Raw genomic sequence first — 23,682 nt, 5'->3', positions numbered from 1 at the left:
CTCCTGGGATGATTGGCCGGATGTTGCAGCCACCTGGCTGCCTGGAGAACACTGTAGCCATCAAGGCAGGGCGGATAAAGGGGCAAGTGCCCCCAAGACTGTTTGTATAATCCAAACAATCAAGTGGCGGAGGCGAGGATGGACAAGTTGGATGCGATGCGCGTGTTCGTGCGAGTGGTCGAGACGGGCAGTTTTACCCGGGCGGCCCAGACCCTGCACATGAGCCGCACCAGCGTGACGCAGCTGGTGCAGCAGCTGGAAGCCCGGCTGCGCCTGAAATTGCTGAACCGCACCACGCGCAAGGTCAACGTCACGGCCGATGGCGCAGCGTATTACACGCGCATCCTGCCCGTGCTGGCGACCCTGGACGAGATTGAAACCACCTTGCCCGGCGCCGCGGCGCTGCCGCGTGGCCAGTTGCGCATCGACGTGCCCAGTCCGCTCGCCAGCATGTTGCTGGTGCCCGCGCTGCCGCAGTTTTCCGCCCGCTATCCGGACATCCAGCTGGACATGGGCGCCAGCGACCGCATGGTCGATGTGATCGGCGACAATGTCGATTGCGTCATCCGCGGCGGCGAGATACGCGACCAGTCGCTGGTGGCGCGCAAGATCGGCGAGCTGCAACTGGCCGTGTATGCGGCGCCAGATTACCTGGCGCGCGCGGGCACACCCAGCCATCCGCAACAGTTGCGCGACGCGCAGCACCGCATCGTGCACTTTCGCTGGGGACGCGACGGCGTCTTTCCTGCCGTAATGCAGCAGGGCGGCACGCGCGTGGCGCTTGAAGGCCAGCACATCCTGTCCATCGACGACGGCAATGCCTACCTGGCGGCCGGGCTGGCGGGCTTGGGTGTGTTGTGGCTGCCTGACTACATGGCCCGGCCCCACGTGGCGAGCGGCGCCTTGCTTCCCCTGTTCCAGGCGTGGCGGATGGCGCCGATGCCCTTGTACCTGGCGTATCCGCCCAGCCGGCATGTGAGCAAGAAGCTGCGCGTCTTCATCGACTGGGCGGCTGCGCTGATGGAAGAGCATGCACCGCTGCAGGGCCACGCGCCGCGGCAATCGGCCTGATCTTGACGGCGGGCGCCGCAACGGGAACATCCGGTGCGGGGCAAAGCCGGGCACCGGACAACAGGGACGGCGCCTGGCGGGCGCCGCTAAAGGGACTTCATCGGGACTTAATTGCCGAGCATGATCTGCGTGATCAAGCCTGTCGCGACAGTCATCAGCACATAGTCGCCGTCGACCTGGACCCACTGGTGGCCGCGGGGCGGGGCGCTGAGGTGGCGGCCGCGCCAGTCGCTCACATAATGCTGCTTGTTGCGGTAGGCGGCGGGCACGCGATTGCCCTTGTGCAAGTTATGGCGGGAGCCGGCGCCACGGTTGCCGGCATGCTGGGCGCCCTTGTTAGGCTGGGCATGAATGTCGCGGTGATCATTGTCGCGGCGATCATTGTTGCCGTGGTCACGTGCGGCGTCGCCGCGCTGGTCTTGCTGCTGCGTGCCGTGCGCATTCTGCGCATGGCGATCCTGGGCGTATGCCGATACGCCGTATGCCGCCAGGGCCGCCAGCATGGCGGAAACGATTATTTTCTTGTGCATCAGATGTTCCTCTTTTTATCATGGGCCAGAATGACGTGGCCGATGATGCAGTAGAACACGCTTGCGCCATCCGTTCAGTTCGGCAGGACACACAGCGCGCACCGGGCGCCGGCGCCGCCCGGCCTGGAGAGACGGGCGCTAAGGCAGCTGATTGACCCAGATGGGCGCCGACCAGACGAGATTGCCGTCGTCCTGCGTCAGGCGCGCATAATAAAAGTGCGGGCCGGGCGCGGGCGTGACCGTGACCTCGGCCTGGTCGGCGATGGGCGTGACGGAACCGTTTGCGCCTGGCACGCCGTGGAAGATGGCGATGGCCGCCGCCTGGCGCCCTGCGCTGTTGCTGAAATGCGTGGACAGCTGCAGCGGACCGTGGTTGTCGAAGCGTTCGCCCATCAGCTTGCCATTCGCCGTAAACAGCAGCTGGGCGTGCTTGTCCATGGTGGCAAACACGCGGCGCGCGCGCAGCGCCTCGAGGAAACTGTCGCGTGTCAGGAACGGCGGCGTGCCGGTGGCGCCCGCGCCCGCCTGCTGGCCGGCCACCAGCACGGCCGTGCGGTTGCCATACGCCGCGCCCCAGTTGGCGCAGTGGTTGTCCTGGTTGCTGCTGAACGCCACATGGTAGCCAGCGGCCAGCGCCCGGTTGCACGCCGCTTCATAGTTGCTGCGCCGCGTTTCCGTTTCCTCGTCGTTGGTGGAAAACGCGGACGTGTTCATCACTTCGCACAAGACCATGGCCGCGTCGCCATCGGGCGTGTAGCCCAGGGGCTGGCCATGGACGAGAAACTGGCCCGCGAAGGCGGGATGGTTGAACTGGCCCAGCCATCCCCGTTCGCGCATCAGCGCATACAGGGCCGCGTAGTCGCTTTTCGGCGTTTCCACGTCGGCCAGCAACTCGCCCTGGGCATTCCTTTCCCAGCCCAGCAATTGCTCGCTATTGAAGATGTTCAGGTGGCCGCCCTTGTTGATCACGCCCCATTCCATGCCGTACAGGGCCAGGAAGCCCGGGTGGGCGGCCGAATACGCGGCCGCTTCGGCCAGGCCCGTCTGGTACAGGGCCTTCGCTTCAGCGGGCACGGCCGCGCTGTTGGTGCCGTCCGAGCCATCGTACATATGGTTGTGCTCGGATGTCAGCAGGGCGTCCAGGCCGTGATCTTGCGCATACTTGTATGCATCGATGGGGCCGAACGGCGCCGTCTGTGGTTCCTGCGCGCCATGGCAGGCGTCCAGCGGGGCACCGCCGTCGCTGTGGCGCGTCTGGCTGTGCAGGTTGGCGTAGACGATGCGGTAGTCGGCCTGGCCACCGAGGCTGGGCAATTGCTGCAGGCCGGCCTGGAAGGCGGGCACCTGGAGCGGGGCGCCGCGGCCCCGCCGCACCTGGATTTGCCACTGCTGTTCCACCTGCGCTTCCTGCGGCGTGCCCGCATCGGCCACGGCAAGCAGGCGCAGCTGGTACAAGCCATCGGGAACCCGCGCGCGCCGTTCGCGCGCATCGGCGTCGGCGCGGCCATCCCACGCCAGGCGCACGCTGCGCTCGCTGGCGCCCACCTGTTCCGTGCCTGACCAGCGCCGCAGCACGGCGCCCTGCGGGCCGGGGCCGGACAAGGTCAATGTCCAGCGCACCGCGTGCACGCGGCCTGCGTCCGGGTAGGCGAGGCGCACGACAAACGTGCGCGCCTGGCTGCCGCGCTCGGCGGGCGCGGCGCGGAACGGCGCTTGCACGGTGGCATCGAGTTCGCTGTGTTCCTTCGGCTCGGACTGTTCCGCGGAGGCGGCCGGTGGCGCCTGCCCCGTGGCGCTGGTGCTCCAGGCAAACAGGACGGCACCGACGCATGCGCACGCCAGCCATCTTACTTGTCGCCAATGTTGCCGCCAAGATCGCTCGTTCACCCGGCCCTCCCGGCAAGTTATCCCATCGGTATTTAGACAGGCCGTGTGCCGTGCCGGTTCCCGCCTGCACCAGGAAGTGGCGCCCTTGCACCGCCAGGTGACATGATCTGGCGCAAAGTGCATGGCGATGGCGGTGCGTGCCCTTGCCGCAAGCTGGCACGGCGCTTGCTAAACAGGAGGTACGGATCAACGGCGATCCCCTGAATAAACGCAACGACGGTCCAACGTGGGACCACCTGGACAACGGCGTCCGCCCTGGCTGATTTTTCATCGGCGGGGGCGGGCGCCGTTTTGTTTTATCAACGGGATACTTCGGGACACCATCATGGCCAGCCAAAAAGCAACAAGCATCGCGCTCTTCTCCCTCGCCACGCCGCCCATGCGCGCATTCCACCTGACGTGGATGGCATTTTTCGTGTGTTTCTTCGCCTGGTTCGCCTGCGCGCCGCTGATGCCTGTCATCAAGGGCGAGTTCGGCCTGTCCCTGGCGCAAGTGGCGAACATCAATATCGCCGCTGTCGCCATCACCATCCTCGTGCGCCTGCTCGTGGGGCCACTGTGCGACCGCTACGGCCCGCGCAAGACCTACACGGGCTTGCTGCTGCTGGGCGCCATCCCCGTGCTGGGCGTGGCCGCCTCGCAAAGCTATGAAAGCTTTCTGTTCTTCCGCCTGGGCATCGGCGCCGTGGGCGCCAGTTTTGTCATCACGCAATATCACACCTCCGTGATGTTCGCCCCCCGCGTCGTCGGCACGGCGAATGCGGCCGCCGCCGGCTGGGGCAATGCGGGCGGCGGCGCCGCGCAGGCGCTGATGCCCTTGCTGCTCGGCGCCGTGCTGATGCTGGGCGTGTCCGAATCGCTGGGCTGGCGCATCGCCTTGCTGGTGCCGGGCGTGCTGATGCTGATCATGGCCGCGCTGTACTGGCGCTATACGCAGGATTGCCCGGAAGGTAATTACTCGGACCTGCGCAAGGCCGGCACTGCCATCGAAGGGAAAAAGGGCGGCTGGGCCAGCTTCAAGGCCGCCAGCGCCAATTACCGCGTGTGGCTGCTGTTCGTCACCTACGGCGCCTGCTTCGGCATCGAGATTTTCATCCACAACATCGCCGCCGTGTACTACGTCGACCATTTCGGCATGTCCCTGAAATCGGCCGGCCTGGCCGCCGGCAGCTTCGGCTTGCTGGCCCTGTTCGCCCGCGCCCTGGGCGGCTGGCTGTCCGACAAACTGGCCCTGCGCGGCAACCTGAACAGCCGCGTGACCCTGCTGTTCATGCTGATGATCGGCGAAGGCGTGGGCCTGCTGTGGTTTGCCAAGGTCGACAGCGTCACGTACGCCGTCATCGCCATGCTGGTCTTCGGCCTGTTCACCCACATGGCGTGCGGCGCCACCTACGCGCTGGTGCCCTTCATCGACAGCAAGGCTCTCGGCGGCGTGGCCGGCATCATCGGCGCGGGCGGCAACGTGGGCGCCGTGGCCGCCGGTTTCCTGATGAAGGGCACGGGCGACATCCGCCAGACCTTGATCATCCTCAGCGCGCTGGTGGTGATCTCGGCCCTGTGCGCCATCGCCGTGCGCTTTACCCGTGTAGCGGCCGAACCATCAATGGCCGCGGCCTGAGGAGAGCGCAATGCACCATCCCCTGAAGATCGTCGTCCTGGGCCATGGCATGGTCGGGCATAAATTCCTCGAACGGCTGGCGCTGGACACGGCGCCGCACCTGCACGTCACCGTGCTGTGCGAAGAACCGCGCCCCGCCTACGACAGGGTGCACCTGTCCGAATTTTTCAGCGGCAAATCGGCGGACGAGCTGTCGCTGGTGGCGCCCGGCTTCTTCGACAAGGGCAACGTCGTGCTGAAACTCAATGCGCGCGCCGTGTCCGTCGACCGGGCGGCAAGAACCGTCACGGCCAGCACGGGCGAGGTGCTCGCCTACGATAAATTGGTGTTCGCCACCGGCTCGACGCCGTTCGTGCCGGCGCTGCCGGGCAAGGAGCGCGACGGCTGCTTCGTCTACCGCACCATCGAAGACCTGGAAGCCATGCTGGCCTGGGGCGCGAAGTCCCGCACGGGCGTGGTCATCGGCGGCGGGCTGCTGGGCCTCGAATGCGCGAAGGCCTTGCGCGACTTGAAACTCGATACCCACGTGGTGGAATTCGCGCCGCGCCTGATGGCCGTGCAGGTCGATGAAGGGGGCGCGCGCGTCCTGCGCCGCAAGATCGAGGAGCTGGGCGTGACGGTGCACACGCAAAAGAACACCGTGGCCATCGTCGATGGCGAATCGGCCACGCACCGCATGCAGTTCGCCGACGGCAGCCACCTGGAAGCGGACATGATCGTTTTCTCGGCCGGCATCCGTCCCCGCGACGAACTGGCACGCGCCTGCGGCCTGGAGGTGGGGCCGCGCGGCGGCATCGCCATCGACGACCGCTGCCTCACGTCCGACCCCGACATCTATGCCATCGGCGAATGCGCGCTGTGGGGCGGCCTGGTCTTCGGCCTGGTGGCGCCCGGCTATGAAATGGCGCGCATCGCGGCGCGCCACCTGCTGCGGACGGAGGAGGGAGAAGCGGGCGAGGCCAGCTTCAAGGGCGCCGACATGAGCACCAAATTGAAATTGATGGGCGTGGACGTGGCCAGCCTGGGCGACCCGCACGGCACCGCGCCGGGCAGCCGCTCCTACCAGTTCATGGACGAGCGCAAGCAGATCTACAAGAAGATCGTCGTCTCCGATTGCGGCAAGTATCTGCTGGGCGGCGTGATGGTGGGCGACGCCAGCGAGTACGGCACCTTGCTGCAGATGATGCTGAATAAGATCGAGCTGTCGGCATCGCCCGAATTCCTCATCCTGCCGCAGCCGGACGGCCAGCAAAAGGCGGGCCTGGGCGTGGATGCCCTGCCCGATGCGGCGCAGATCTGCTCGTGCAACGACGTGTCGAAAGGCGCGCTGTGCGCGGCCGTCGCGGGCGGGGCCACCACCATCGGTGCCCTCAAAAGTGCTACGTGCGCCGGCACGGCCTGCGGCGGCTGCGTGCCGCTGGTGACGCAGATCATGAAGGCGGCAATGCAGAAGCAGGGCATGATGGTGAACAACCACGTGTGCGAACACTTTGCCTATTCGCGCCAGGAACTGCATCACCTGGTGCGGGTCGGCAAGCTCCGCAGCTTCGGCGAACTGCTGGCCGCGCATGGCCAGGGCCTCGGTTGCGACGTGTGCAAGCCCGTGGCGGCGAATATCCTGGCGTCTTGCTGGAACGATTTCGTGCTCTCGCCCGTGCACGCCAGCCTGCAGGATAGTAACGATTATTTTCTCGGCAATATCCAGAAGGATGGCACGTACTCGGTGGTGCCGCGCATGCCGGGTGGCGAAGTGACGGCCGATGGCTTGATCGCCGTCGGCATGGTGGCGAAAAAATACGGTCTCTATACGAAGATCACGGGCGGCCAGCGGGTCGACCTGTTCGGCGCCCGCGTGGACCAGTTGCCGGCCATCTGGGAAGAGCTGATCGCGGCCGGCTTCGAATCGGGCCACGCCTACGGTAAATCCTTGCGCACGGTGAAATCGTGCGTCGGCTCCACCTGGTGCCGCTACGGCGTGGCCGACAGCGTGGGCTTCGCCATTCAACTGGAAAACCGCTACAAGGGCTTGCGCACGCCGCACAAGATCAAGTTCGGCGTCTCCGGCTGTACGCGCGAATGCGCCGAGGCGCAGGGCAAGGACATCGGCCTGATCGCCACGGAAAAGGGCTGGAATCTGTACGTCTGCGGCAATGGCGGCATGAAGCCGCGCCACGCGGAACTGCTGGCATCCGATCTCGATGAAGCCACCCTGGTGCGCTATGTCGACCGCTTCCTGATGTTTTACGTGCGCACGGCAGACCGCCTGCAGCGCACCAGCGTGTGGCGCGACAACCTCGAAGGGGGCCTCGATTACCTCAAGCGCGTCATCATCGGCGACAGCCTGGGCCTGGGCGCGGAACTGGAAGCGGACATGCGGCACGTGGTCGACACCTATGCCTGCGAGTGGAAGGCGGCCGTCACCGACCCCGCCGTGCGCCAGCGTTTCCGCCACTTCGTCAACAGCGGGAAGAACGATGAGAACGTGGTGTTCGTGGCGGAGCGGGGCCAGATCCGTCCCGCCACCGCAAGCGAACGCCGCTCCGGCACCGTGATTCCCATCCTTGCCGTGGAGGCGTGACCATGAACGACCTGTCCCTATCCGCCAACGCCAATTGGGTGGCCGTCTGCGCGCTGGACGACATCGTGCCCGACACGGGCGTATGCGCCTTGCTGCACGGCCGCCACGTGGCCGTGTTCCGCGTCGGCGATGCGGCGCCGCGCGTGTACGCCATCGACAATGTCGACCCGAACGCGGGCGCCTCCGTGCTGTCGCGGGGCCTGGTGGGCAGCCTCGGCGAGCGCGTCGTGGTGGCGTCGCCCATCTACAAGCAGCATTTCGACCTGGCCAGCGGAGAATGCATGGAAGCGCCGGAACACTCGGTCGCCGCCTGGCCCGCGCGCGTGTCTGGCGGCATGGTGTGGGTGGCCCTGTGAGCGCCGCCGCACGGCCGTCTTTAGTCGTGGTCGGCAACGGCATGGCCGGCATGCGCACGGTCGAGGAACTCTTGACACTCGCGCCGGACCTGTACGACATCACGGTGTTCGGCGCCGAACCGCATGGCAATTACAACCGCATCCTGCTGTCGCCCGTGCTGGCCGGCGAAAAGACGGTGGACGACATCATGCTGCATACGCGCGACTGGTATGCGCAGCACGGCATCACCCTGCATGCGGGCGACCCGGTGGTGCGCATCGACCGCCAGGCGCGCACCGTGCAGTCGCTGTCCGGCATCGCGGTGCGCTACGACCGCCTGCTGCTGGCGACAGGGTCCACGCCCTTCATCGTCCCGGTGCCGGGCCACGCGCTGCCCGGCGTGATCGGTTTCCGCGATATCGACGACGTCGACGCCATGCTGCGGGCGGCGCGCACGCGCCGCCACGCGGTGGTCATCGGCGGCGGCCTGCTGGGGCTGGAGGCGGCCAACGGCTTGCAGCGCCAGGGCATGGCGGTGACGGTGGTGCACATGAGCGGCGCGCTGATGAACCAGCAGCTGGATCCTCCCGCATCGATGCTGCTGAAAACGGCGCTGGAAGCGCGTGGCCTGCGCTTTTTGATGCAGGCGCAAACCTCCGCCATCATGGGCAGCACGCGCGTGGAAGGCGTGCAGTTCGCGGACGGCAGCGTCATCCCCGCCGACCTGGTGGTGATGACGGCCGGCGTGCGCCCCAACATCGCGCTGGCGCAGGCGGCCGGCCTGCACTGCGAGCGGGCCATCGTCGTCGACGACTGCCTGCAAAGCTACGACCCGCGCGTCTACGCCGTGGGCGAGTGCGTGCAGCACCGGCGCGCCACCTTCGGCCTGGTGGCGCCCATCTGGGAACAGGCGCGCGTGTGCGGCGCGCACCTGGCCGGCGCCGGGCACCGCCGCTACGTGCAGCAAGCCAGCGCCACCAAACTGAAAGTGACGGGCATCGACCTGTATTCGGCCGGCGACATCCTCGGCGGCGAAGGCAGCGAAGACCTGGTGTTGCGCGACCCGCGCCGTGGCATCTACAAGCGCCTGGTGGTGCAGGGCAACCGCCTGGTGGGCGCCGTGCTGTATGGCGAGGTGCAGGACGGCCCCTGGTATTTCGACCTGATCCAGCAGCGCCGCGATATCGCCGCGCTGCGCTCCCACCTGCTGTTTGGCCAGGCCCTGTGCGGCCAGGCCGCCTGATAGGAATTCCCATGACGACCTGCACACCCGTGAAAACCACCTGCCCGTATTGCGGCGTCGGCTGCGGCGTGGAAGCGACAGCCTTGCCCGATGGCGCCATCCGCATCGCCGGCGACGCCAGCCATCCGGCCAACCTGGGCAAGCTGTGCGTGAAAGGCTCGGCCCTGGGCGATACGCTGGACCTCGAGCACCGCCTGCTGCAGCCGCAGGTGCGCGTCGATGGCGTGTTGCAGCGCGCTTCCTGGGACACCGCTCTGGACAAGGTGGCGGGCGGCCTGCGCGCCATCATCGATGAGCACGGGCCCGACGCGGTGGCGCTGTATGTGTCGGGCCAGCTGCTGACGGAGGATTATTATGTCGCCAACAAGTTCATGAAGGGCTACGTGGGCAGCGCGAATATCGACACCAATTCGCGTCTGTGCATGTCGTCGGCCGTCGCCGGCCACAAGCGCGCGTTCGGCGAAGATATCGTGCCCGGCTGCTATGAAGACCTGGAGCTGGCCGACATGGTCGTGCTCGTGGGCTCGAACACGGCCTGGTGCCACCCGATTTTGTTCCAGCGCATTGCCCGCATCCGCGAAACCCGGCCGGAAGTGAAACTGGTGGTGATCGACCCGCGCCGCACGGCCACCTGCGAGCTGGCCGACCTGCACCTGCCCGTGAAACCGGGCACCGACGTGTGGCTGTTCAACGGCTTGCTGTGCTACCTGGCGAAGGAGGGCGCGATCGCCGGCGATTTCGTCACGCGCCACAGCCGCGGCCTCGATGAGGCGCTGGCGGCCGCGCACGCGGACTGCAGCGACCCCTTGCAGGTGGCGCGCATCTGCAAGGTCGACCCGCAAGCGCTGCTGGCGTTTTACCAGGCGTTCGCCGCCACGCGCAAGGTCGTCACGGCCTTTTCACAGGGCGTCAACCAGTCGTCTTCCGGCACGGACAAGGTCAACAGCATCATCAACTGCCATTTGGCGACGGGGCGCATCGGCCAGCCCGGCATGGGCCCGTTTTCGCTGACGGGCCAGCCGAACGCCATGGGCGGGCGCGAAGTGGGCGGCCTGGCCAACATGCTGGCGGCGCATCTGGAACTGGATAATCCGCGGCACCGCGATACCGTGCAAGCGTTCTGGGATGCGCCGCGCATCGCCAGCAAACCGGGCTTGAAGGCGGTGGACCTGTTCCACGCGATCGAGGCGGGCAAGGTCAAAGCCGTGTGGATCATCGCCACCAATCCGCTGGTCAGCATGCCGGACGCCGACCAGGTGCGGCGCGCGCTGGCCAGGTGCGAGCTGGTGGTGGTGTCCGACATCAGCGCGCAGTCGGACACGAACGCGCAGGCGCACGTGCTGCTGCCCGCCCTGGGCTGGGGCGAGAAGGATGGCACGGTGACGAACTCGGAGCGGCGCATCTCGCGCCAGCGCGCTTTTTTGCCGGCGCCGGGCGAGGCGCGCGCCGACTGGCGCGTGCTGTGCGACGTGGCGCGGCGCATGGGGTATGCGGGCTTTGAATTCACATCGGCGCAGGCCATCTTCGACGAGCACGCGCGCCTGTCCGCCTTCCGCAACGGCGGCGAGACGGCCCGCCTGTTCAATCTGTCGCACCTGGTGGCGCTGAACGCGGCGCAGTACGACGGCTTGCCGCCGCAGCAGTGGCCGCAGGGCCGGGCGCGGCTGTTCGGCGACGGCCGCTTCGCGCATGCGGACGGGCGCGCGCGCTTCGTGCCGACGCCGCCGCGCGCGCCGCGCAACATGCCCGACGAGGACTATCCGCTGATCCTCAACACGGGCCGCGTGCGCGACCAGTGGCACACGATGACGCGCACGGGCAAGGCGGCGAAATTGTCGGGCCACGTCGCCGAAGCGTTCATCGACCTCCATCCGCAGGACGCGCTGCTGTACGGCGTGCGCGAGGGCGAGCTGGCGCGCGTCTCCAGCGCCTGGGGCGCGATGGTGGCGCGGGTCGTGCATGGCGGCGGCATCGCGCGCGGCCAGGTCTTCGTGCCGATCCACTGGAGCGACGCGCATGCGTCCGATGCGCGCGTGGGCGCCGTCGTCAACCCGGTCGTCGATCCCGTCTCGGGCGAGCCGGAATTCAAGCATACGCCCGTGCGCATCGAACAGTTCCGCGTGCACTGGCATGCGTTTGTGCTGAGCCGCACCCCCTTGAGCCTGGAGGGCGTGGCGCACTGGACGCGCATCCAGGGCGCGCAGTTCCTGCGCTACGAGCTGGCCGGGCGCCAGCGCATCGCCGACCTGGGCGCCTGGGCGCGCGCGCTGCTGGGCGTCACGGACGACAACGCCGACTGGCTCGATTACGCGGACGCCAGCGCCGGCGTGTACCGCGCCGTGCACCTGGACGAGGGGCGCATCGCGCAATGCGTGTATGTCTCGCCGCGCCCCGACCTGCCGTCGCGCAGCTGGCTCGCGGGCCTGTTTGCGCATGCGCACATGGACGCGCTTGATCGCGCCGGCGTGCTGCTGGGCCAGCCCATCGGCAAGGGCGTGGACGCCGGCCCCACCGTCTGCTCGTGCTTTGGCGTGGGGCGCAACACCATCTGCGCCGCCATCGTGGAGCGGAAGCTGACGACGGCGGCGCAAGTGACGGCCTGCGTCAAGGCGGGCGGCAATTGCGGCTCCTGCGTACCGGAGATACGACAGTTGCTGGCCCAGGCGCGCGGCGCGGCCTGATAATCTGTCCTTTCCCGCAAGGCTTTGCTATATTGCCAGCTCTACGAGAGAGAGGCAGTGTGATGACAGCAGCACAATACCCCACGCTCTGGCTGACGGGCTTGAGCGGCGCCGGCAAGACCAGCATCGCCCTGGCGCTGGCGCAAGCGCTGAAGGCGCAGGGCCGCGCCGCGACGGTGCTCGATGGCGACCAGCTGCGCCATGGCTTGAACCGCGACCTGGGTTTTTCGCCGCAGGACCGGCATGAAAACATCCGCCGCACGGCGGAAGTGGCGCGCCTGATGAACGAGGCGGGCCTGACCGTTATCGCCGCCTTCATTTCCCCGTACCGCAGCGACCGCGCCATGGCCGGCGCCATCATAGGCGCCGAGCGCTACATCGAAGTGCACGTCAGCACGCCGCTGGCCGTATGCGAGGCGCGCGACGTCAAGGGCCTGTACGCGAAGGCGCGCGGGGGGCAGCTGGCGCAATTCACGGGCGTGTCGGCGCCTTATGAAGAACCGCTGGACGCCGCCCTGACGCTCGATACGCAGGCGCTGGCGCTGGAGGAATCGGTGGCGCGCATCTGCGAATATCTGCAGCGGCGGCAGCGCCAGTGACGCGCTGGCGCAAGTGGCTGCGCCGGCGCCTGCCCGCCAGCCTGAAGGCGCGCATGAGCGTGGTCGTCTTTTTGCTGGTGCTGGGCGCCGTCGCCCTGCTGGCGCTGGCCACCCTGGCCGTGGCCGAACGGGGCATGCGCGACGTCACGGGGCGCCAGCAATACGTGTCGCTGTCCAGCGCCGCCGTCTTCATCGACGAGGAACTCGACGCCAAGCGCAAGGTGCTGCGCGTGATCGCCGACAGCCTGGCGGCCAGCGGCGCGCACGACGGCGCCAGCCTGCAGCGCTTCCTGGCCGCGCAAACGGTGCTGGGCGCCGAGTTTTATACGGCGGGCGTGGTTGCCATCGACGGCCGCCTGCTGGCCAGCGTGAGTCCGTTCCAGCCGCAGGCGGGCATGAACCTGAAGGGCCGGCCGTATTTCGAGCAGACCCTGGCAAGCAGGCGTTCCGTCATTTCCGCGCCGCTCAACGGCAGCATTTCCCGCATGCCCATCGTCGTCGTGACGCAGCCCGTGTTCGACGCGCAGGGCGGCATGCGCTATGTGCTGGCGGCCAGCGTGAACCTGCGCCAGCCCGATTTCCTGGGGCGCCTGGACGCGCTCAAGCCGGGCAAGGGCGGCTATCTGTACATCATGACGAGCGAGGGCGTGATCGTCGAGCACCCGGACAAGTCGCGCATCATGCAGCATATCGAAGCCCTTGGCCCCGTCAGCGAGCCGACGCGGCGCGCTATGCAGGGCTTCGAAGGGTGGATGGCGGGCCGCACCACGCACGGCGTCGATGCGCTGTTCGCCTATCACCGCATCGCCTCCACGGGCTGGATACTGGCGTCCGTCTATCCGATGCGCGATGCGTTCGCGCCGCTGCATGCGATCCGCAGCAAGATCCTGCTGGCCGCCGTGCTGCTGGCGGCGCTGGCGGGCCTGGCCGGCTGGCGCGCGGTGCTGCGCCTCTTGCTGCCTCTGGCGCGCCTGCGCCACCATGTGCATGAGATTCGCCGCCAGCGCCTGGGCATCGAAGCGCTGCAGATCGAGCGGCGCGACGAGATCGGCGACTTGAGCCGCGATTTCTACTCTCTGGTGGCCGAGCGCGAGATCGCCGAGGCGCAGACGCGCGACAGCGAACGGCGGCTGAAGCTGCTGACGGACCACGTGCCCGTGGTGATCGTCTACATCGACCCCGAGCACCGCTATCAGTTCATCAACGCGACGTTTGAAAAATGGTTCGGCAGATCGCACAAGGAAAGCCTGATGCACTCGATCCGCGAGGTGCTGGGCGAGGAAGCGTACCAGCTGCGCGAGCAGTATCTGCGGCGCGCCTTCGCGGGCGAGGAGGTAGAGTATGAATTCACCGTCGAGGGCGAAAACGGACAGGCGCCGCGCGCCTTCCAGACCAGCTACGTGCCTGACGTGGACGAGCGGGGCGCCGTGGCCGGCGTGTATGGCCTGATCCACGAAATCACCAAGGTCAAGGCGGTGCACACGGCGCTGCAGTTTGCCGCCGCCACCGATACCCTGACGGGCATCGCCAACCGGCGCCGCTTCGATGAACAGCTGGCGCCGGGCATGCAGCGCACGCGCATGACGCGCGCGCCGATGGCGCTGGCCTACCTCGACATCGACCGCTTCAAGGCCATCAACGACCGCCTGGGACACCAGGCGGGCGACGCCGTGCTGCAGGAATTCGCCGCCCGCCTGGCGCGCAGCGTGCGCGCCAGCGACCTGGTGGCGCGGCTGGCAGGCGATGAATTCGTCATCATCTTCGAGGGTGTCAAGAGCGCGGCCGAAGTGCGCCAGATCGGCGCCAAGATCCTCGACGCCATCCGCGCGCCGTTCGCGCTGGCCAGCGGCCCGCTGGCCGTGACGGCCAGCATCGGCATCGCCATCTACCGCGCCGGCGAGCTGGCGCCGGCGCAGCTGCTGGACCTGGCGGACCAGGCCCTGTATCAGGCCAAGGGGCAGGGCCGCGATGGCGTGGCGCTGATCGAGGCGCCCGGCTAGCCTTGCAGGCTGGCGCTCCAGTGGTCGAGCTGCTGGGTGGTGGCCGTGACGCCGCCGCAGACGATGACCAGCACGTTGCGGTAGGGCGCCAGCTGCGGCACCCGTTCGTAGATGGCCGCCAGGGCCGCGCCGCAGGCCGGTTCCACCACCAGGCGCTGGTCGGCAATGAAGCGCTGGCAGGCATCGACGGCGGCCTTGTCCGACACCACCACGCTGTGCAGCGGGCGCGTCTGGCTGATGTGGAAGGCCTGGGCGCAGACCTGGCGCGCGGCCAGCGAGGTGGCGATGCTGGTGACGGCGGGCAGGGCCACGTGGTCGCGCGCGGCCACGGCGGCCGCCAGCGAGGCTGCTCCTTGCGTTTCCACGGCCACCAGGGCCACGTCGTCCCAGCCATTGCGCCGCAAGCCTTCCGCCACGCCGGCCAGCAAGCCGCCGCCGCCCACCGACAGCACCACGGCGTCCGGTTTCACGCCCGCGCGCGCCACTTCATCGATCATGCCCGCGTGGCCTTGCCACAGCAGCGGGTCGTCGAACGGGTGCAGAAAGGCGTCTTGCGGCGTGAGCATCGATTGCGCCAGCGCGTTGGCTTCCTGCCACGCGGCGCCATGCACGATGACTTCGGCGCCTTCCTGCGCGATCAGGGCCCTGGCCCTGGCGCTGGTGGTTTCCGGCACGACGACGATGACGGGGATGCCCAGCTGGCGACCCGCATACGCGACGGCGATGCCGGCGTTGCCGCCGGAAGAGGAGATGAAGCGGCTGGCGCCGCGGCGCGCGTATTCTTCGCAGGCGAGGCCGATGCCGCGGATCTTGAAGGAGCCGGGCGGCTGCAAGGCTTCCAGCTTGAGCCAGATGGCGCGCTCGCTGTGCAGGCTCAGGGCGCGCGAGTTGAGCAGAGGGGTGTCGATGTGCAGGGCCATGCGTAATCCATGAAAAGAATCAGGCAGGCATCTTAGCGCAGATGGCGCGCGCGGCGGCGTCCCGCTGCGTGTGAAAAATTTCCACACGTCAATTTATAAAGTTGATAAAATAAAATTGGAATTTTTTCTACTTCAAAAAACAAAGGAACTGTAATGGCAACTCGTATTGCAATGAAGCACAAGGACACGGGCCTGATGAAGGATGGCTTTTATGGCTTTTCGTGGACCACGTTCTTCTTCGGCTTTTTCCCGGCCCTGTTTCGCGGCGACTTCATTACCTTTATCGGCGCCTTTGTTGTCACGGTGATCATCGGCCTGTTTACCGCCGGCTTCGGCATGTTCATCGTCGGCGTGGTGTGGGCCTTCCTGTACAACAAATACTACACGGGCAAGCTGCTCGAACGCGGCTACGTGCTGGCCGGCTCGCCAAGCGAAAATGCGGAAGCGGCCGCTGCCATCGGCATCGCCTTGCCGTCGCCGACCGTCTGACCTGCCGCTCGGCATGTTCCCAAGGGCGCTGCGGCGCCTTTTTGATTTACGCGCTCAGTTCAGCGGCGCGCTCTTGAGCTGATGCGTGCGGGCCACTTCCTTCATCGCTTCGAGCAAGTCCTCGCGCAGCTGGCGCGGCAGCTTGCCAAAGAATTCCTCGTCGTTCTGGTCGGCCATGCCGGCCAGCACGGGCACCAGCGCTTCGCCTTCCGTCGTCAATTCGATCGAGTGCTGGCGGCGGTCGGCCAGCAGGATGGACTTGCTGACCATGCCCTTGCTTTCGAGGCGGTCGATCAGTTTCGACACGGCCCCCTTGCTCATGCCGGCCACCTGCGCCAGCACGGTGGGCGAGGTGCAGCCGAGGCGGAACATTTCACGCAACACCACCCATTCGGACACGGTCACGCCATTGGCTTCGGCTTTTTTCTGGAAGCTGTGGGACACGTGGTTGGAGACGAAGCGCAGCCAGTAGCCGAGGTGGGCTTCCAGTTCGCTGACGGAAGCGGTGTTGGGATGCGAGGCTTGCGGCAGGGCGGCCGCTTCAAAATTGTGGCTCATTTCTTTTCCTTCACTGGGCGGCGCTGCCGGCATGGTTAAGGCCTTGGCGCTTGCTGTCGAGTGGTTTGTTGGGGAACAATCGTCTTGCGTGAACTAGTTCTAACACTGTTTTCACTGGAAATCATTTACACGACTAGCGGTTTTCCTCATTCTATTGCTTTAAGTGCATAAAAAGCAATATCAGGCGAATAATCGTACTGCCGGAGAGGAAGATTAAAAAAATAACGCATGTTGCATCAATGGTAACAGCATTTTTGATGAATTAATAAATATTTCATATCATTCAGTGCGCTTTTCCACACAAGGCGTCTTGCCCGCGCGACAGCGCGGCGCCATGCCCCCAGTTCCAGTCTTCAGGCTGCCACGAGCACCTTCACGCGCGCCTCGCGCAATACCTCGGCGAAGCGGGGCGGCGGCGGCGCATCCGTAAACAGCATATCGACCTGTGCCAGGTCGGCCAGGCGCACGAGGGCCTTGCGGCCGAATTTATGCTGGTCGGCCACCAGCCATACTTCGCGCGACTGCTCGATGATGGCTTGCGCCACTTTCACTTCGCGCGCATCGAAGTCGCGCAGGCTGCCATCCTCGTCGATGCTGGAAATGCCGATGATGCCGATGTCGACCTTGAACTGGCGGATGAAGTCGATGGTGGCTTCGCCGACGATGCCGCGGTCGCGCCCGCGCACCACGCCGCCGGCCACGATGACTTCGCAGGCGGCGTTATCGGCCAGGATGGCGGCCACGTTCAGGTTGTTCGTCACCACGTGCAAGCCCGCATGCTGGCCCAGCGCGCGCGCCACTTCCTCGGTCGTCGTGCCGATATTGATCAGCAGCGAACAGCCGTGCGGCACTTGCGCGGCGACGGCGGCGGCGATGCGCCGCTTGGCGTCGCTGTTGAACACTTGCCGCTGGCTGTAATCGATGTTTTCCACGGACGACGGCAAGCCCACGCCGCCGTGATAGCGGGCCAGCAGGCGCGCTTCCTCCATCTGCTTGACGTCGCGGCGCACGGTTTGCGGCGTCACCTCCAGTTGCTGCGCCAGTTCCTCGACCGACATGGTGATCTTCTGGCGCACGGCTTCGAGCAGGCGGCGCTGGCGGGGATTCAAATTCATGGCGTTGTCTCTTTAAAAATCACAAACGAACAAAAACGAACAAATAATCATGAAAATATGTTGCTATGAGTTCGCATTCTGGCGTAATCTTATTCATATTGCATGCGTATCACATCAATCTTGATCTTAACGGCAGTTGCCGGCAGCGCCTAGTCTTTCCTGGCGCGCCGGTCCTTTCACAGCGACGGAGTCCCGATGGCGGCAGCACGGCAGGACGTGGAGGTGGCGGCGGACGGCACGCTCGAATGCGACGTGCTGGTGGTGGGCGGCGGCATCAACGGCGCCGGCATCGCGCGCGACGCGGCCGGGCGGGGATTGTCCGTGGTGCTGTGCGAAAAGGATGACCTGGCTTCCCATACCTCGTCCGCTTCCACCAAGCTGATACACGGCGGCCTGCGCTACCTCGAATACTATGAATTCGGCCTCGTGCGCAAGGCGCTGATCGAGCGCGAAGTGCTGTTGCGCTCGGCGCCCCACATCATGTGGCCGCTGCGCTTCGTCATGCCGCACGCCCAGGGCCAGCGCCCGGCCTGGCTGATACGCGCCGGCCTGTTCCTGTACGACATGCTGGCGCGGCGCGAAATCCTGGCTGCCTCCAGCGGCATCGACCTGCGCCGCCACGCGGCCGGACAACCGTTAAAACCCCAGTTCAAGCGCGGCTTCGTGTATTCCGACGGCTGGGTCGACGATGCGCGCCTGGTGGTGCTCAATGCCATGGATGCTGGCGAGCACGGCGCGCGCATCGTGACGCAGACGCGCTGCACGGCGCTGGCGCGCGACGGCGGGGGCGATTCCTGGCTGGCCACCTTGCAGCACGCCAGCGGCCGGCAAACGGCCGTGCGCGCCCGCAGCGTCGTCAATGCGGCCGGGCCGTGGACGGCGCAATTCCTGCGCCAGGCGGCGCCCGCCGCGCCGCACCGGCATTTGCGCCTGATCAAGGGCAGCCATATCGTCGTCAAGCGCCTGTTCGCGCATGATCATGCGTATATCTTCCAGCATCCGGACGGGCGCATCGTGTTTGCCATTCCGTATGAGCACGATTTCACCCTGATCGGCACCACCGACCTCGACTATCAGGGCGACAGCGGCAAGGTAGAAATCGATGAAGAGGAAATTCGTTACTTGTGCGAACTTTCAAGTTACTATTTCAGCAAGCCCGTCAGTCCTGCCGACGTGGTCTGGACGTATGCCGGCGTGCGTCCGCTGGTGGAGGATGCGGCCGCCGACGCCAAGGCCGTGACGCGCGATTACCGCTTCGAGTTGGAGCAGGACGGGGCGCCGCTGCTGAGTATTTTCGGCGGCAAGATCACCACCTTTCGCAAGCTGGCCGAGGAAGCCGTGGATCTGCTGGAACCGTTGCTGACGCGCGGCAAAACGCGCGGCGCGTGGACCGCGCAGGCTTGCCTGCCCGGTGGCGACCTGTTCGGCAGCACGCCGCAGAACCGCTCCGTGCGCGAGTTCGAGCAGTTCGTGCAGGGCTTGCAGCGTGAGTATGCGTGGCTGCCGGCCAGCCTGGTGGCCCGCTATGCGCGCGCCTACGGCACGCGTATCCACGTGCTGCTGAACGGGCGCGCGCACGTGGCGGCCATGGGCGAGGAAATCGCCGCCGGCCTGTACGCGGCGGAAGTGGAGTATGTGCGGCGCCATGAATGGGCCGTCAGCGCGGCCGATATCCTGTGGCGGCGCTCCAAGCTGGGCTTGCACCTGCCGCGCGAGACGGCGGGCCAGCTCGATGCCTGGCTGGCGCGGCATCCGTTGCCGCCCGCAGGCTGAAGAAAAAGAGCGTGCTGGCGACCGAGTCCCTTGAGGGCGCGGCGAAAAAGAATACATCACTGGAGGAGAAGCGCGTGCAACTGGTACTGGAAAAGATCAGCAAGAAGCAGGGTGCCGAGACGTATTTGTATCCGATGTCGCTGGCCCTCGTGCCTGGCGCCATCAATGTCTTGCTGGGCACCACGCGTGCCGGCAAGACGACCCTGATGCGCGTGATGGCGGGCCTGGACAAGCCCAGCGGGGGCACGGTCACGGCCGATGGCGTGGACGTGACGGGCGTGCCCGTCAGCCGCCGCAACCTGGCCATGGTGTACCAGCAATTCATCAACTATCCCGCCTTTACCGTGTACGACAATATCGCCTCGCCCTTGCGCTTGCGCAAGGTGCCCGAGGACCAGATACGCGCCAAGGTGCAGGCGCTGGCCGAGCGCCTGCATATCACGCCGTATCTGCAGCGCACGCCGGGCGAGTTGTCGGGCGGCCAGCAGCAGCGCACGGCCCTGGGGCGCGCGCTGATCAAGGATGCGTCCCTGCTGCTGCTCGACGAGCCATTGGTCAACCTCGACTACAAACTGCGCGAGGAATTGCGCCGCGAATTGACGGAACTGTTTTCCAGCGGCAGCACGACGGTCGTGTATGCCACCACGGAACCGCTGGAAGCGCTGCAGCTGGGCGGCCACGTGGCCGTGCTGCACGAGGGCCGTTTGCTGCAGCAGGGACCGACCCTGGACGTCTTCAATGCGCCCAATTCCATCGACGTGGCGCGCACCTTCAGCGACCCGCCCATCAATCTGATCCCTGCGCGCGTGGATGGCCACGGCGTGGCGCAGGCGGCGGACGGCCTGTCCATCCACCTGAGCGGCGCGCAGCGCGCCCGCCTGGCGGGCCGCACGGACGTGATCCTCGGCGTGCGCGCGCACAGCCTGCATCTGTCGCCCCGGTCCGATGGCGACGTGCCCATCGCAGCGACGGTGGACCTGGCCGAAATCAGCGGCTCGGAAACCTATGTGCATGCGCGCCGCGGCGAGCTGTCCCTGGTGGCGCAGCTGGGCGGCGTGCACGACCTGGAGATCGGCAGCGCCTGCACCGTGTATTGCCAGCCGCATGACTTGCTGATCTTTGGCGACGATGGCGGGCTCGTGTTCGCTCCTGTGCAAGGAGGGGTGTGACATGGCGCGCATCGAACTGGTGGACCTGGCCCACGCCTACAAGCCGAACCCGGCGGAGCCCGCCGACTATGCGCTGCGGCCCATGCGCATGGAGTGGCGCGACGGCGGCGCGTATGCCTTGCTGGGGCCGTCCGGCTGCGGCAAGACGACTTTGCTCAATATCATCTCCGGCCTCGTGAAACCGTCGCATGGCAAGGTGCTGTTCGACGGCAAGGACGTGACGCAGCTGCCGACGGAGGCACGCAATATCGCGCAAGTATTCCAGTTTCCCGTCATCTACGACACCATGACCGTGCACGATAACCTGGCGTTTCCGCTGCGTAATCGCGGCTGGAAGGAGAGCGAGGTGAAAAAGCGCGTGCAGCAGGTGGCGCAGATGCTGGAACTGACGGGCGACCTGAAATTGCGCGCCAGCGGCCTGTCCGTGGACGCGAAGCAAAAGATCTCGCTGGGCCGGGGCCTCGTGCGCCCCGACGTGGCGGCCGTGCTGTTCGATGAACCGCTGACGGTGATCGACCCGCACCTGAAATGGCTGCTGCGCCGGAAACTCAAGGAAATCCACCACGAGCTGAAATTGTCCCTGATCTACGTCACGCATGACCAGGTGGAAGCCTTGACGTTTGCCGACCAGGTGGTCGTCATGACGCAGGGCGAAGTGGTGCAGACGGGCAGCGCGCAGGCGCTGTTCGAGGAACCCGAGCACACCTTCGTCGGCTATTTCATCGGCAATCCCGGCATGAACCTGCTCGATTGCACGGTGGACGACGGCGTGGCGCGGGTGGCGGGCCAGCCGCTGGCCCTGTCCGCTGCGGCGCGCGCGGCGCTGTCGGGTGCGCAAGGCAAGATAACGGTCGGCGTGCGGCCCGAGTTTGTCGAGTGCCGGCGCGAAGGCGAGGGCGGCGGGGCGGACGTGGAAAATACGCTGGCCGCCACCGTCACGGCCGTGCGCAACATGGGCACGCATTACCTGGCCGAGTTTCGCCTGGGCAGCGCCACGGTGGCGGCCAAGCTGCGCGCCACGGGGGTTGTGGCGGGGGAGGCCGTGCGGCTGCGCTTTCCCCAGCAACGCACCTTGTACTACGTCAACGATAAGCGGGTGGCATGATGATCAATACTGGTAAAACCGACAATAACCGCCGCGCCTGGCTGCTGATCCTGCCCGTGCTGCTGTGCGTGGCCTTCTCCGCCATCCTGCCCCTGATGACGGTGGTGAACTATTCCGTGCAGGATATTTTGAGCCCCACGCAAAAGGTCTTCGTGGGCACCGAGTGGTTCCGCATGGTCATGCTCGACGGCGACCTGCACAGCGCCTTGCTGCGCCAGCTGCTGTTTTCCGGTTCCGTGCTGGCCATCCAGATTCCGCTCGGTATCCTGATCGCCCTGTGCATGCCGGCCGATGGCTGGAAGGCGTCGCTGGCCCTGGTGCTCATCGCGCTGCCCTTGCTCATTCCCTGGAACGTGGTGGGCACCATCTGGCAAATCTTCGGCCGCGGCGACATCGGCCTGATGGGCTATACCCTGAACCAGCTGGGCTTTGACTACAACTACAACGGCAATTCGCTCGACGCCTGGCTGACGGTGATGGTGATGGATATCTGGCACTGGACGCCGCTCGTCGTGCTGCTGTGCTATGCGGGCTTGCGCGCCATTCCCGACGCGTATTACCAGGCGGCGCGCATCGACGGCGCCTCGCGCCTGGCCGTGTTCCGCTACATCCAGCTGCCGAAACTGCGCAACGTGCTGATGATTGCCGTCCTGCTGCGCTTCATGGACAGTTTCATGATCTACACGGAACCGTTCGTGCTGACGGGCGGCGGGCCGGGCAATGCCACCACGTTCCTGTCGCAATACCTGACGCAGAAAGCCGTGGGCCAGTTCGACCTGGGACCGGCCTCGGCCTTCTCGCTCATCTATTTCCTCATCATCCTGCTGTTCTGCTTTGTGCTGTACACGTGGATGCAGCGGGTCGGCACGGGAGACCAGAAATGATGAACCGGAAAATCAGTGGCGCCATCCTTGCCATCTTCCTGCTGGGCTCCTTGCTGCCCATCTACTGGATGCTCAACATGTCGCTCAAGACCAACGAGGAAATCGTGGGCGTGCTGAGCCTGTGGCCCCGGCAACTCACGTTCGCCAACTACAAGACCATTTTCACGGACCCGTCCTGGTACAGCGGCTACCTCAATTCCATGATCTACGTGGCAATGAACATGGTCATGTCGGTCACGGTGGCCTTGCCGGCCGCGTATGCGTTTTCCCGCTACAACTTTGTCGGCGACAAGCACCTGTTCTTCTGGCTCTTGACCAACCGCATGACGCCGCCCGCCGTCTTCCTCGTGCCCTTCTTCCAGCTGTACTCGACGGTCGGCCTGATGGATACGCATCTGGCCGTGGCGCTGGCGCACATGGTCTTCAACGTGCCGCTGGCCGTGTGGATACTGGAGGGTTTCATGTCCGGCGTGCCGAAGGAAATCGACGAGACGGCATACATCGACGGCTACAGCTTCCCCCGCTTCTTCATCCAGATTTTCTTGCCGATGATTAAGTCGGGCGTGGGCGTGACGGCCTTCTTCTGCTTCATGTTCAGCTGGGTGGAACTGTTATTGGCGCGCACCCTGACGTCCGTCAACGCCAAGCCCATCGCCGCCACCATGACGCGCACGGTGTCGGCGGCGGGCATGGACTGGGGCGTGCTGGCGGCGGCCGGCGTGCTGACCATCGTGCCCGGCGCGCTGGTGATCTGGTTCGTGCGGCATTACATCGCCAAGGGCTTTGCCATGGGGAGGGTGTGACATGGAAAACAATATGGATAGCACGGCCAGCCTGTTCGGCTGGATGGCGTGGACGCCGGAAGTGGCCGTCTTTTTCATCTGCATCGGCCTGATGCTGGCCGGCATGACGATCTGGCAAATCCGCTCGCCCAGCATCGAACGCAAGGGCTTTTTGCCCATGCCGACGACGCGCGGCGACCGCCTGTTCATCGGCTTGCTCACGGCCGCTTACGTGAACCTGGCCTGGGCGGGGTTCACGGAAATGCAGCAGGCGATAGGCGCCGCCATCAGTTTTGTGTTGTTGTTGATTGTTATGCGTTGGGGATGACCGGCTTGCCGGTGTT

General features: G+C 66.0%; 20 protein-coding genes. 15 read left to right on the top strand and 5 right to left on the bottom strand.

The annotated features are described in order from the left end of the window. Window positions 1-138: 138 nt before the first annotated feature. Window positions 139-1,071 carry a LysR family transcriptional regulator gene (locus BM193_RS00960; protein WP_092794531.1) on the top strand — a complete coding sequence of 311 codons (933 nt, stop codon included), beginning with the start codon at window positions 139-141 and terminating at the stop codon, window positions 1,069-1,071. Between the two features lie 107 nt (window positions 1,072-1,178). Here BM193_RS00960 and BM193_RS00955 read toward each other — a convergent pair whose 3' ends face one another. Both BM193_RS00955 and BM193_RS00950 read right to left on the bottom strand, forming a co-directional pair. Continuing rightward, window positions 1,179-1,601, bottom strand: coding sequence for an RcnB family protein (locus BM193_RS00955; protein WP_092794528.1), 423 nt, complete (start codon window positions 1,599-1,601; stop codon window positions 1,179-1,181). Between the two features lie 138 nt (window positions 1,602-1,739). After that, window positions 1,740-3,488: a CehA/McbA family metallohydrolase gene (locus BM193_RS00950; protein WP_254785761.1), complete on the bottom strand. Its 1,749-nt coding sequence runs from the start codon at window positions 3,486-3,488 to the stop codon at window positions 1,740-1,742. A 325-nt stretch (window positions 3,489-3,813) separates the two neighbouring features. On the opposite strand from BM193_RS00950, the gene BM193_RS00945 reads away from it, so the two are divergent. From BM193_RS00945 to BM193_RS00915, 7 genes are all read left to right on the top strand, one after another. Continuing rightward, window positions 3,814-5,106 carry an MFS transporter gene (locus BM193_RS00945; protein WP_092794525.1) on the top strand — a complete coding sequence of 431 codons (1,293 nt, stop codon included), beginning with the start codon at window positions 3,814-3,816 and terminating at the stop codon, window positions 5,104-5,106. Window positions 5,107-5,116: 10 nt separating this feature from the next. Continuing rightward, a complete protein-coding gene (nirB, locus tag BM193_RS00940; protein WP_175533115.1) occupies window positions 5,117-7,684 on the top strand; it encodes a nitrite reductase large subunit NirB in 2,568 nt (855 codons plus the stop codon). 2 nt (window positions 7,685-7,686) lie between these two features. Next, complete coding sequence (gene nirD / locus BM193_RS00935) at window positions 7,687-8,040, top strand: nitrite reductase small subunit NirD (RefSeq protein ID WP_092794522.1); 354 nt, start codon at window positions 7,687-7,689, stop codon at window positions 8,038-8,040. Beyond that, complete coding sequence (locus BM193_RS00930; protein ID WP_302847624.1) at window positions 8,025-9,263, top strand: NAD(P)/FAD-dependent oxidoreductase; 1,239 nt, start codon at window positions 8,025-8,027, stop codon at window positions 9,261-9,263. The genes nirD and BM193_RS00930 overlap by 16 nt, the downstream gene beginning before the upstream one ends. 11 nt (window positions 9,264-9,274) lie before the next feature. Next, entirely contained in the window at window positions 9,275-11,944 is a 2,670-nt protein-coding gene (locus tag BM193_RS00925; RefSeq protein WP_092794516.1) for a nitrate reductase, read from the top strand. A 62-nt stretch (window positions 11,945-12,006) separates the two neighbouring features. Continuing rightward, window positions 12,007-12,543 carry an adenylyl-sulfate kinase gene (cysC, locus tag BM193_RS00920; RefSeq protein ID WP_092794513.1) on the top strand — a complete coding sequence of 179 codons (537 nt, stop codon included), beginning with the start codon at window positions 12,007-12,009 and terminating at the stop codon, window positions 12,541-12,543. Next, window positions 12,540-14,543: a diguanylate cyclase domain-containing protein gene (locus BM193_RS00915; protein WP_092794510.1), complete on the top strand. Its 2,004-nt coding sequence runs from the start codon at window positions 12,540-12,542 to the stop codon at window positions 14,541-14,543. The genes cysC and BM193_RS00915 overlap by 4 nt, the downstream gene beginning before the upstream one ends. Here BM193_RS00915 and BM193_RS00910 read toward each other — a convergent pair. Beyond that, a complete protein-coding gene (locus BM193_RS00910; RefSeq protein ID WP_092794507.1) occupies window positions 14,540-15,463 on the bottom strand; it encodes a pyridoxal-phosphate dependent enzyme in 924 nt (307 codons plus the stop codon). The two genes, BM193_RS00915 and BM193_RS00910, sit on opposite strands and share 4 nt — an antisense overlap. 153 nt (window positions 15,464-15,616) lie before the next feature. On the opposite strand from BM193_RS00910, the gene BM193_RS00905 reads away from it, so the two are divergent. After that, a complete protein-coding gene (locus tag BM193_RS00905) occupies window positions 15,617-15,952 on the top strand; it encodes a hypothetical protein (RefSeq protein WP_092794504.1) in 336 nt (111 codons plus the stop codon). A 54-nt stretch (window positions 15,953-16,006) separates the two neighbouring features. Here the strand turns inward: BM193_RS00905 and BM193_RS00900 are convergent, their stop codons facing one another. Together BM193_RS00900 and BM193_RS00895 are read right to left on the bottom strand one after the other, a co-directional pair. After that, the gene (locus BM193_RS00900) at window positions 16,007-16,510 is read right to left on the bottom strand and encodes a MarR family winged helix-turn-helix transcriptional regulator (protein ID WP_092794501.1); all 504 of its coding nucleotides are present in this window, start codon (window positions 16,508-16,510) and stop codon (window positions 16,007-16,009) included. A gap of 353 nt (window positions 16,511-16,863) precedes the next feature. Continuing rightward, window positions 16,864-17,625 carry a DeoR/GlpR family DNA-binding transcription regulator gene (locus BM193_RS00895; RefSeq protein ID WP_092794498.1) on the bottom strand — a complete coding sequence of 254 codons (762 nt, stop codon included), beginning with the start codon at window positions 17,623-17,625 and terminating at the stop codon, window positions 16,864-16,866. 195 nt (window positions 17,626-17,820) lie between these two features. Between BM193_RS00895 and glpD the strand changes: the two genes are divergently transcribed. The 6 genes from glpD to BM193_RS00865 all read left to right on the top strand — a co-directional run bounded on the left by glpD (window position 17,821) and on the right by BM193_RS00865 (window position 23,666). Then, a complete protein-coding gene (gene glpD, locus BM193_RS00890; protein ID WP_092794496.1) occupies window positions 17,821-19,398 on the top strand; it encodes a glycerol-3-phosphate dehydrogenase in 1,578 nt (525 codons plus the stop codon). 74 nt (window positions 19,399-19,472) lie between these two features. Then, window positions 19,473-20,567: an ABC transporter ATP-binding protein gene (locus BM193_RS00885; RefSeq protein ID WP_092796923.1), complete on the top strand. Its 1,095-nt coding sequence runs from the start codon at window positions 19,473-19,475 to the stop codon at window positions 20,565-20,567. A 1-nt stretch (window position 20,568) separates the two neighbouring features. Next, on the top strand, window positions 20,569-21,672 hold the full coding sequence (locus BM193_RS00880) for an ABC transporter ATP-binding protein (protein ID WP_092794493.1): 1,104 nt from the start codon (window positions 20,569-20,571) through the stop codon (window positions 21,670-21,672). Further along, on the top strand, window positions 21,669-22,556 hold the full coding sequence (locus BM193_RS00875; RefSeq protein ID WP_092794490.1) for a carbohydrate ABC transporter permease: 888 nt from the start codon (window positions 21,669-21,671) through the stop codon (window positions 22,554-22,556). The genes BM193_RS00880 and BM193_RS00875 overlap by 4 nt, the downstream gene beginning before the upstream one ends. Next, the gene (locus BM193_RS00870; RefSeq protein WP_092794487.1) at window positions 22,556-23,359 is read left to right on the top strand and encodes a carbohydrate ABC transporter permease; all 804 of its coding nucleotides are present in this window, start codon (window positions 22,556-22,558) and stop codon (window positions 23,357-23,359) included. Before BM193_RS00875 ends, BM193_RS00870 begins: the two co-directional genes overlap by 1 nt. Before the next feature lie 13 nt (window positions 23,360-23,372). After that, the gene (locus BM193_RS00865) at window positions 23,373-23,666 is read left to right on the top strand and encodes a DUF2160 domain-containing protein (protein ID WP_254785760.1); all 294 of its coding nucleotides are present in this window, start codon (window positions 23,373-23,375) and stop codon (window positions 23,664-23,666) included. Window positions 23,667-23,682 lie beyond the last annotated feature (16 nt).

Origin of the sequence: Janthinobacterium sp. 344 (assembly GCF_900112025.1) — a bacterium.
Lineage (GTDB): Bacteria > Pseudomonadota > Gammaproteobacteria > Burkholderiales > Burkholderiaceae_D > Janthinobacterium.
Note: the sequence above shows the minus strand (reverse complement) of the source record. Positions and strands in the feature narration are given on the sequence as shown.

Bases quoted from the DNA above. Each gene is read 5' to 3' on its own strand.
- BM193_RS00880 (WP_092794493.1), top strand. From the start codon at position 20,569: ATGGCGCGCATCGAACTGGTGGACCTGGCCCACGCCTACAAGCCGAAC.
- BM193_RS00925 (WP_092794516.1), top strand. From the start codon at position 9,275: ATGACGACCTGCACACCCGTGAAAACCACCTGCCCGTATTGCGGCGTC.
- BM193_RS00955 (WP_092794528.1), bottom strand. From the start codon at position 1,601: ATGCACAAGAAAATAATCGTTTCCGCCATGCTGGCGGCCCTGGCGGCA.
- BM193_RS00865 (WP_254785760.1), top strand. From the start codon at position 23,373: ATGGATAGCACGGCCAGCCTGTTCGGCTGGATGGCGTGGACGCCGGAA.
- BM193_RS00960 (WP_092794531.1), top strand. From the start codon at position 139: ATGGACAAGTTGGATGCGATGCGCGTGTTCGTGCGAGTGGTCGAGACG.
- BM193_RS00905 (WP_092794504.1), top strand. From the start codon at position 15,617: ATGGCAACTCGTATTGCAATGAAGCACAAGGACACGGGCCTGATGAAG.
- nirD (WP_092794522.1), top strand. From the start codon at position 7,687: ATGAACGACCTGTCCCTATCCGCCAACGCCAATTGGGTGGCCGTCTGC.
- BM193_RS00895 (WP_092794498.1), bottom strand. From the start codon at position 17,625: ATGAATTTGAATCCCCGCCAGCGCCGCCTGCTCGAAGCCGTGCGCCAG.
- nirB (WP_175533115.1), top strand. From the start codon at position 5,117: ATGCACCATCCCCTGAAGATCGTCGTCCTGGGCCATGGCATGGTCGGG.
- BM193_RS00910 (WP_092794507.1), bottom strand. From the start codon at position 15,463: ATGGCCCTGCACATCGACACCCCTCTGCTCAACTCGCGCGCCCTGAGC.
- BM193_RS00870 (WP_092794487.1), top strand. From the start codon at position 22,556: ATGAACCGGAAAATCAGTGGCGCCATCCTTGCCATCTTCCTGCTGGGC.
- BM193_RS00945 (WP_092794525.1), top strand. From the start codon at position 3,814: ATGGCCAGCCAAAAAGCAACAAGCATCGCGCTCTTCTCCCTCGCCACG.
- cysC (WP_092794513.1), top strand. From the start codon at position 12,007: ATGACAGCAGCACAATACCCCACGCTCTGGCTGACGGGCTTGAGCGGC.
- glpD (WP_092794496.1), top strand. From the start codon at position 17,821: ATGGCGGCAGCACGGCAGGACGTGGAGGTGGCGGCGGACGGCACGCTC.
- BM193_RS00900 (WP_092794501.1), bottom strand. From the start codon at position 16,510: ATGAGCCACAATTTTGAAGCGGCCGCCCTGCCGCAAGCCTCGCATCCC.
- BM193_RS00875 (WP_092794490.1), top strand. From the start codon at position 21,669: ATGATGATCAATACTGGTAAAACCGACAATAACCGCCGCGCCTGGCTG.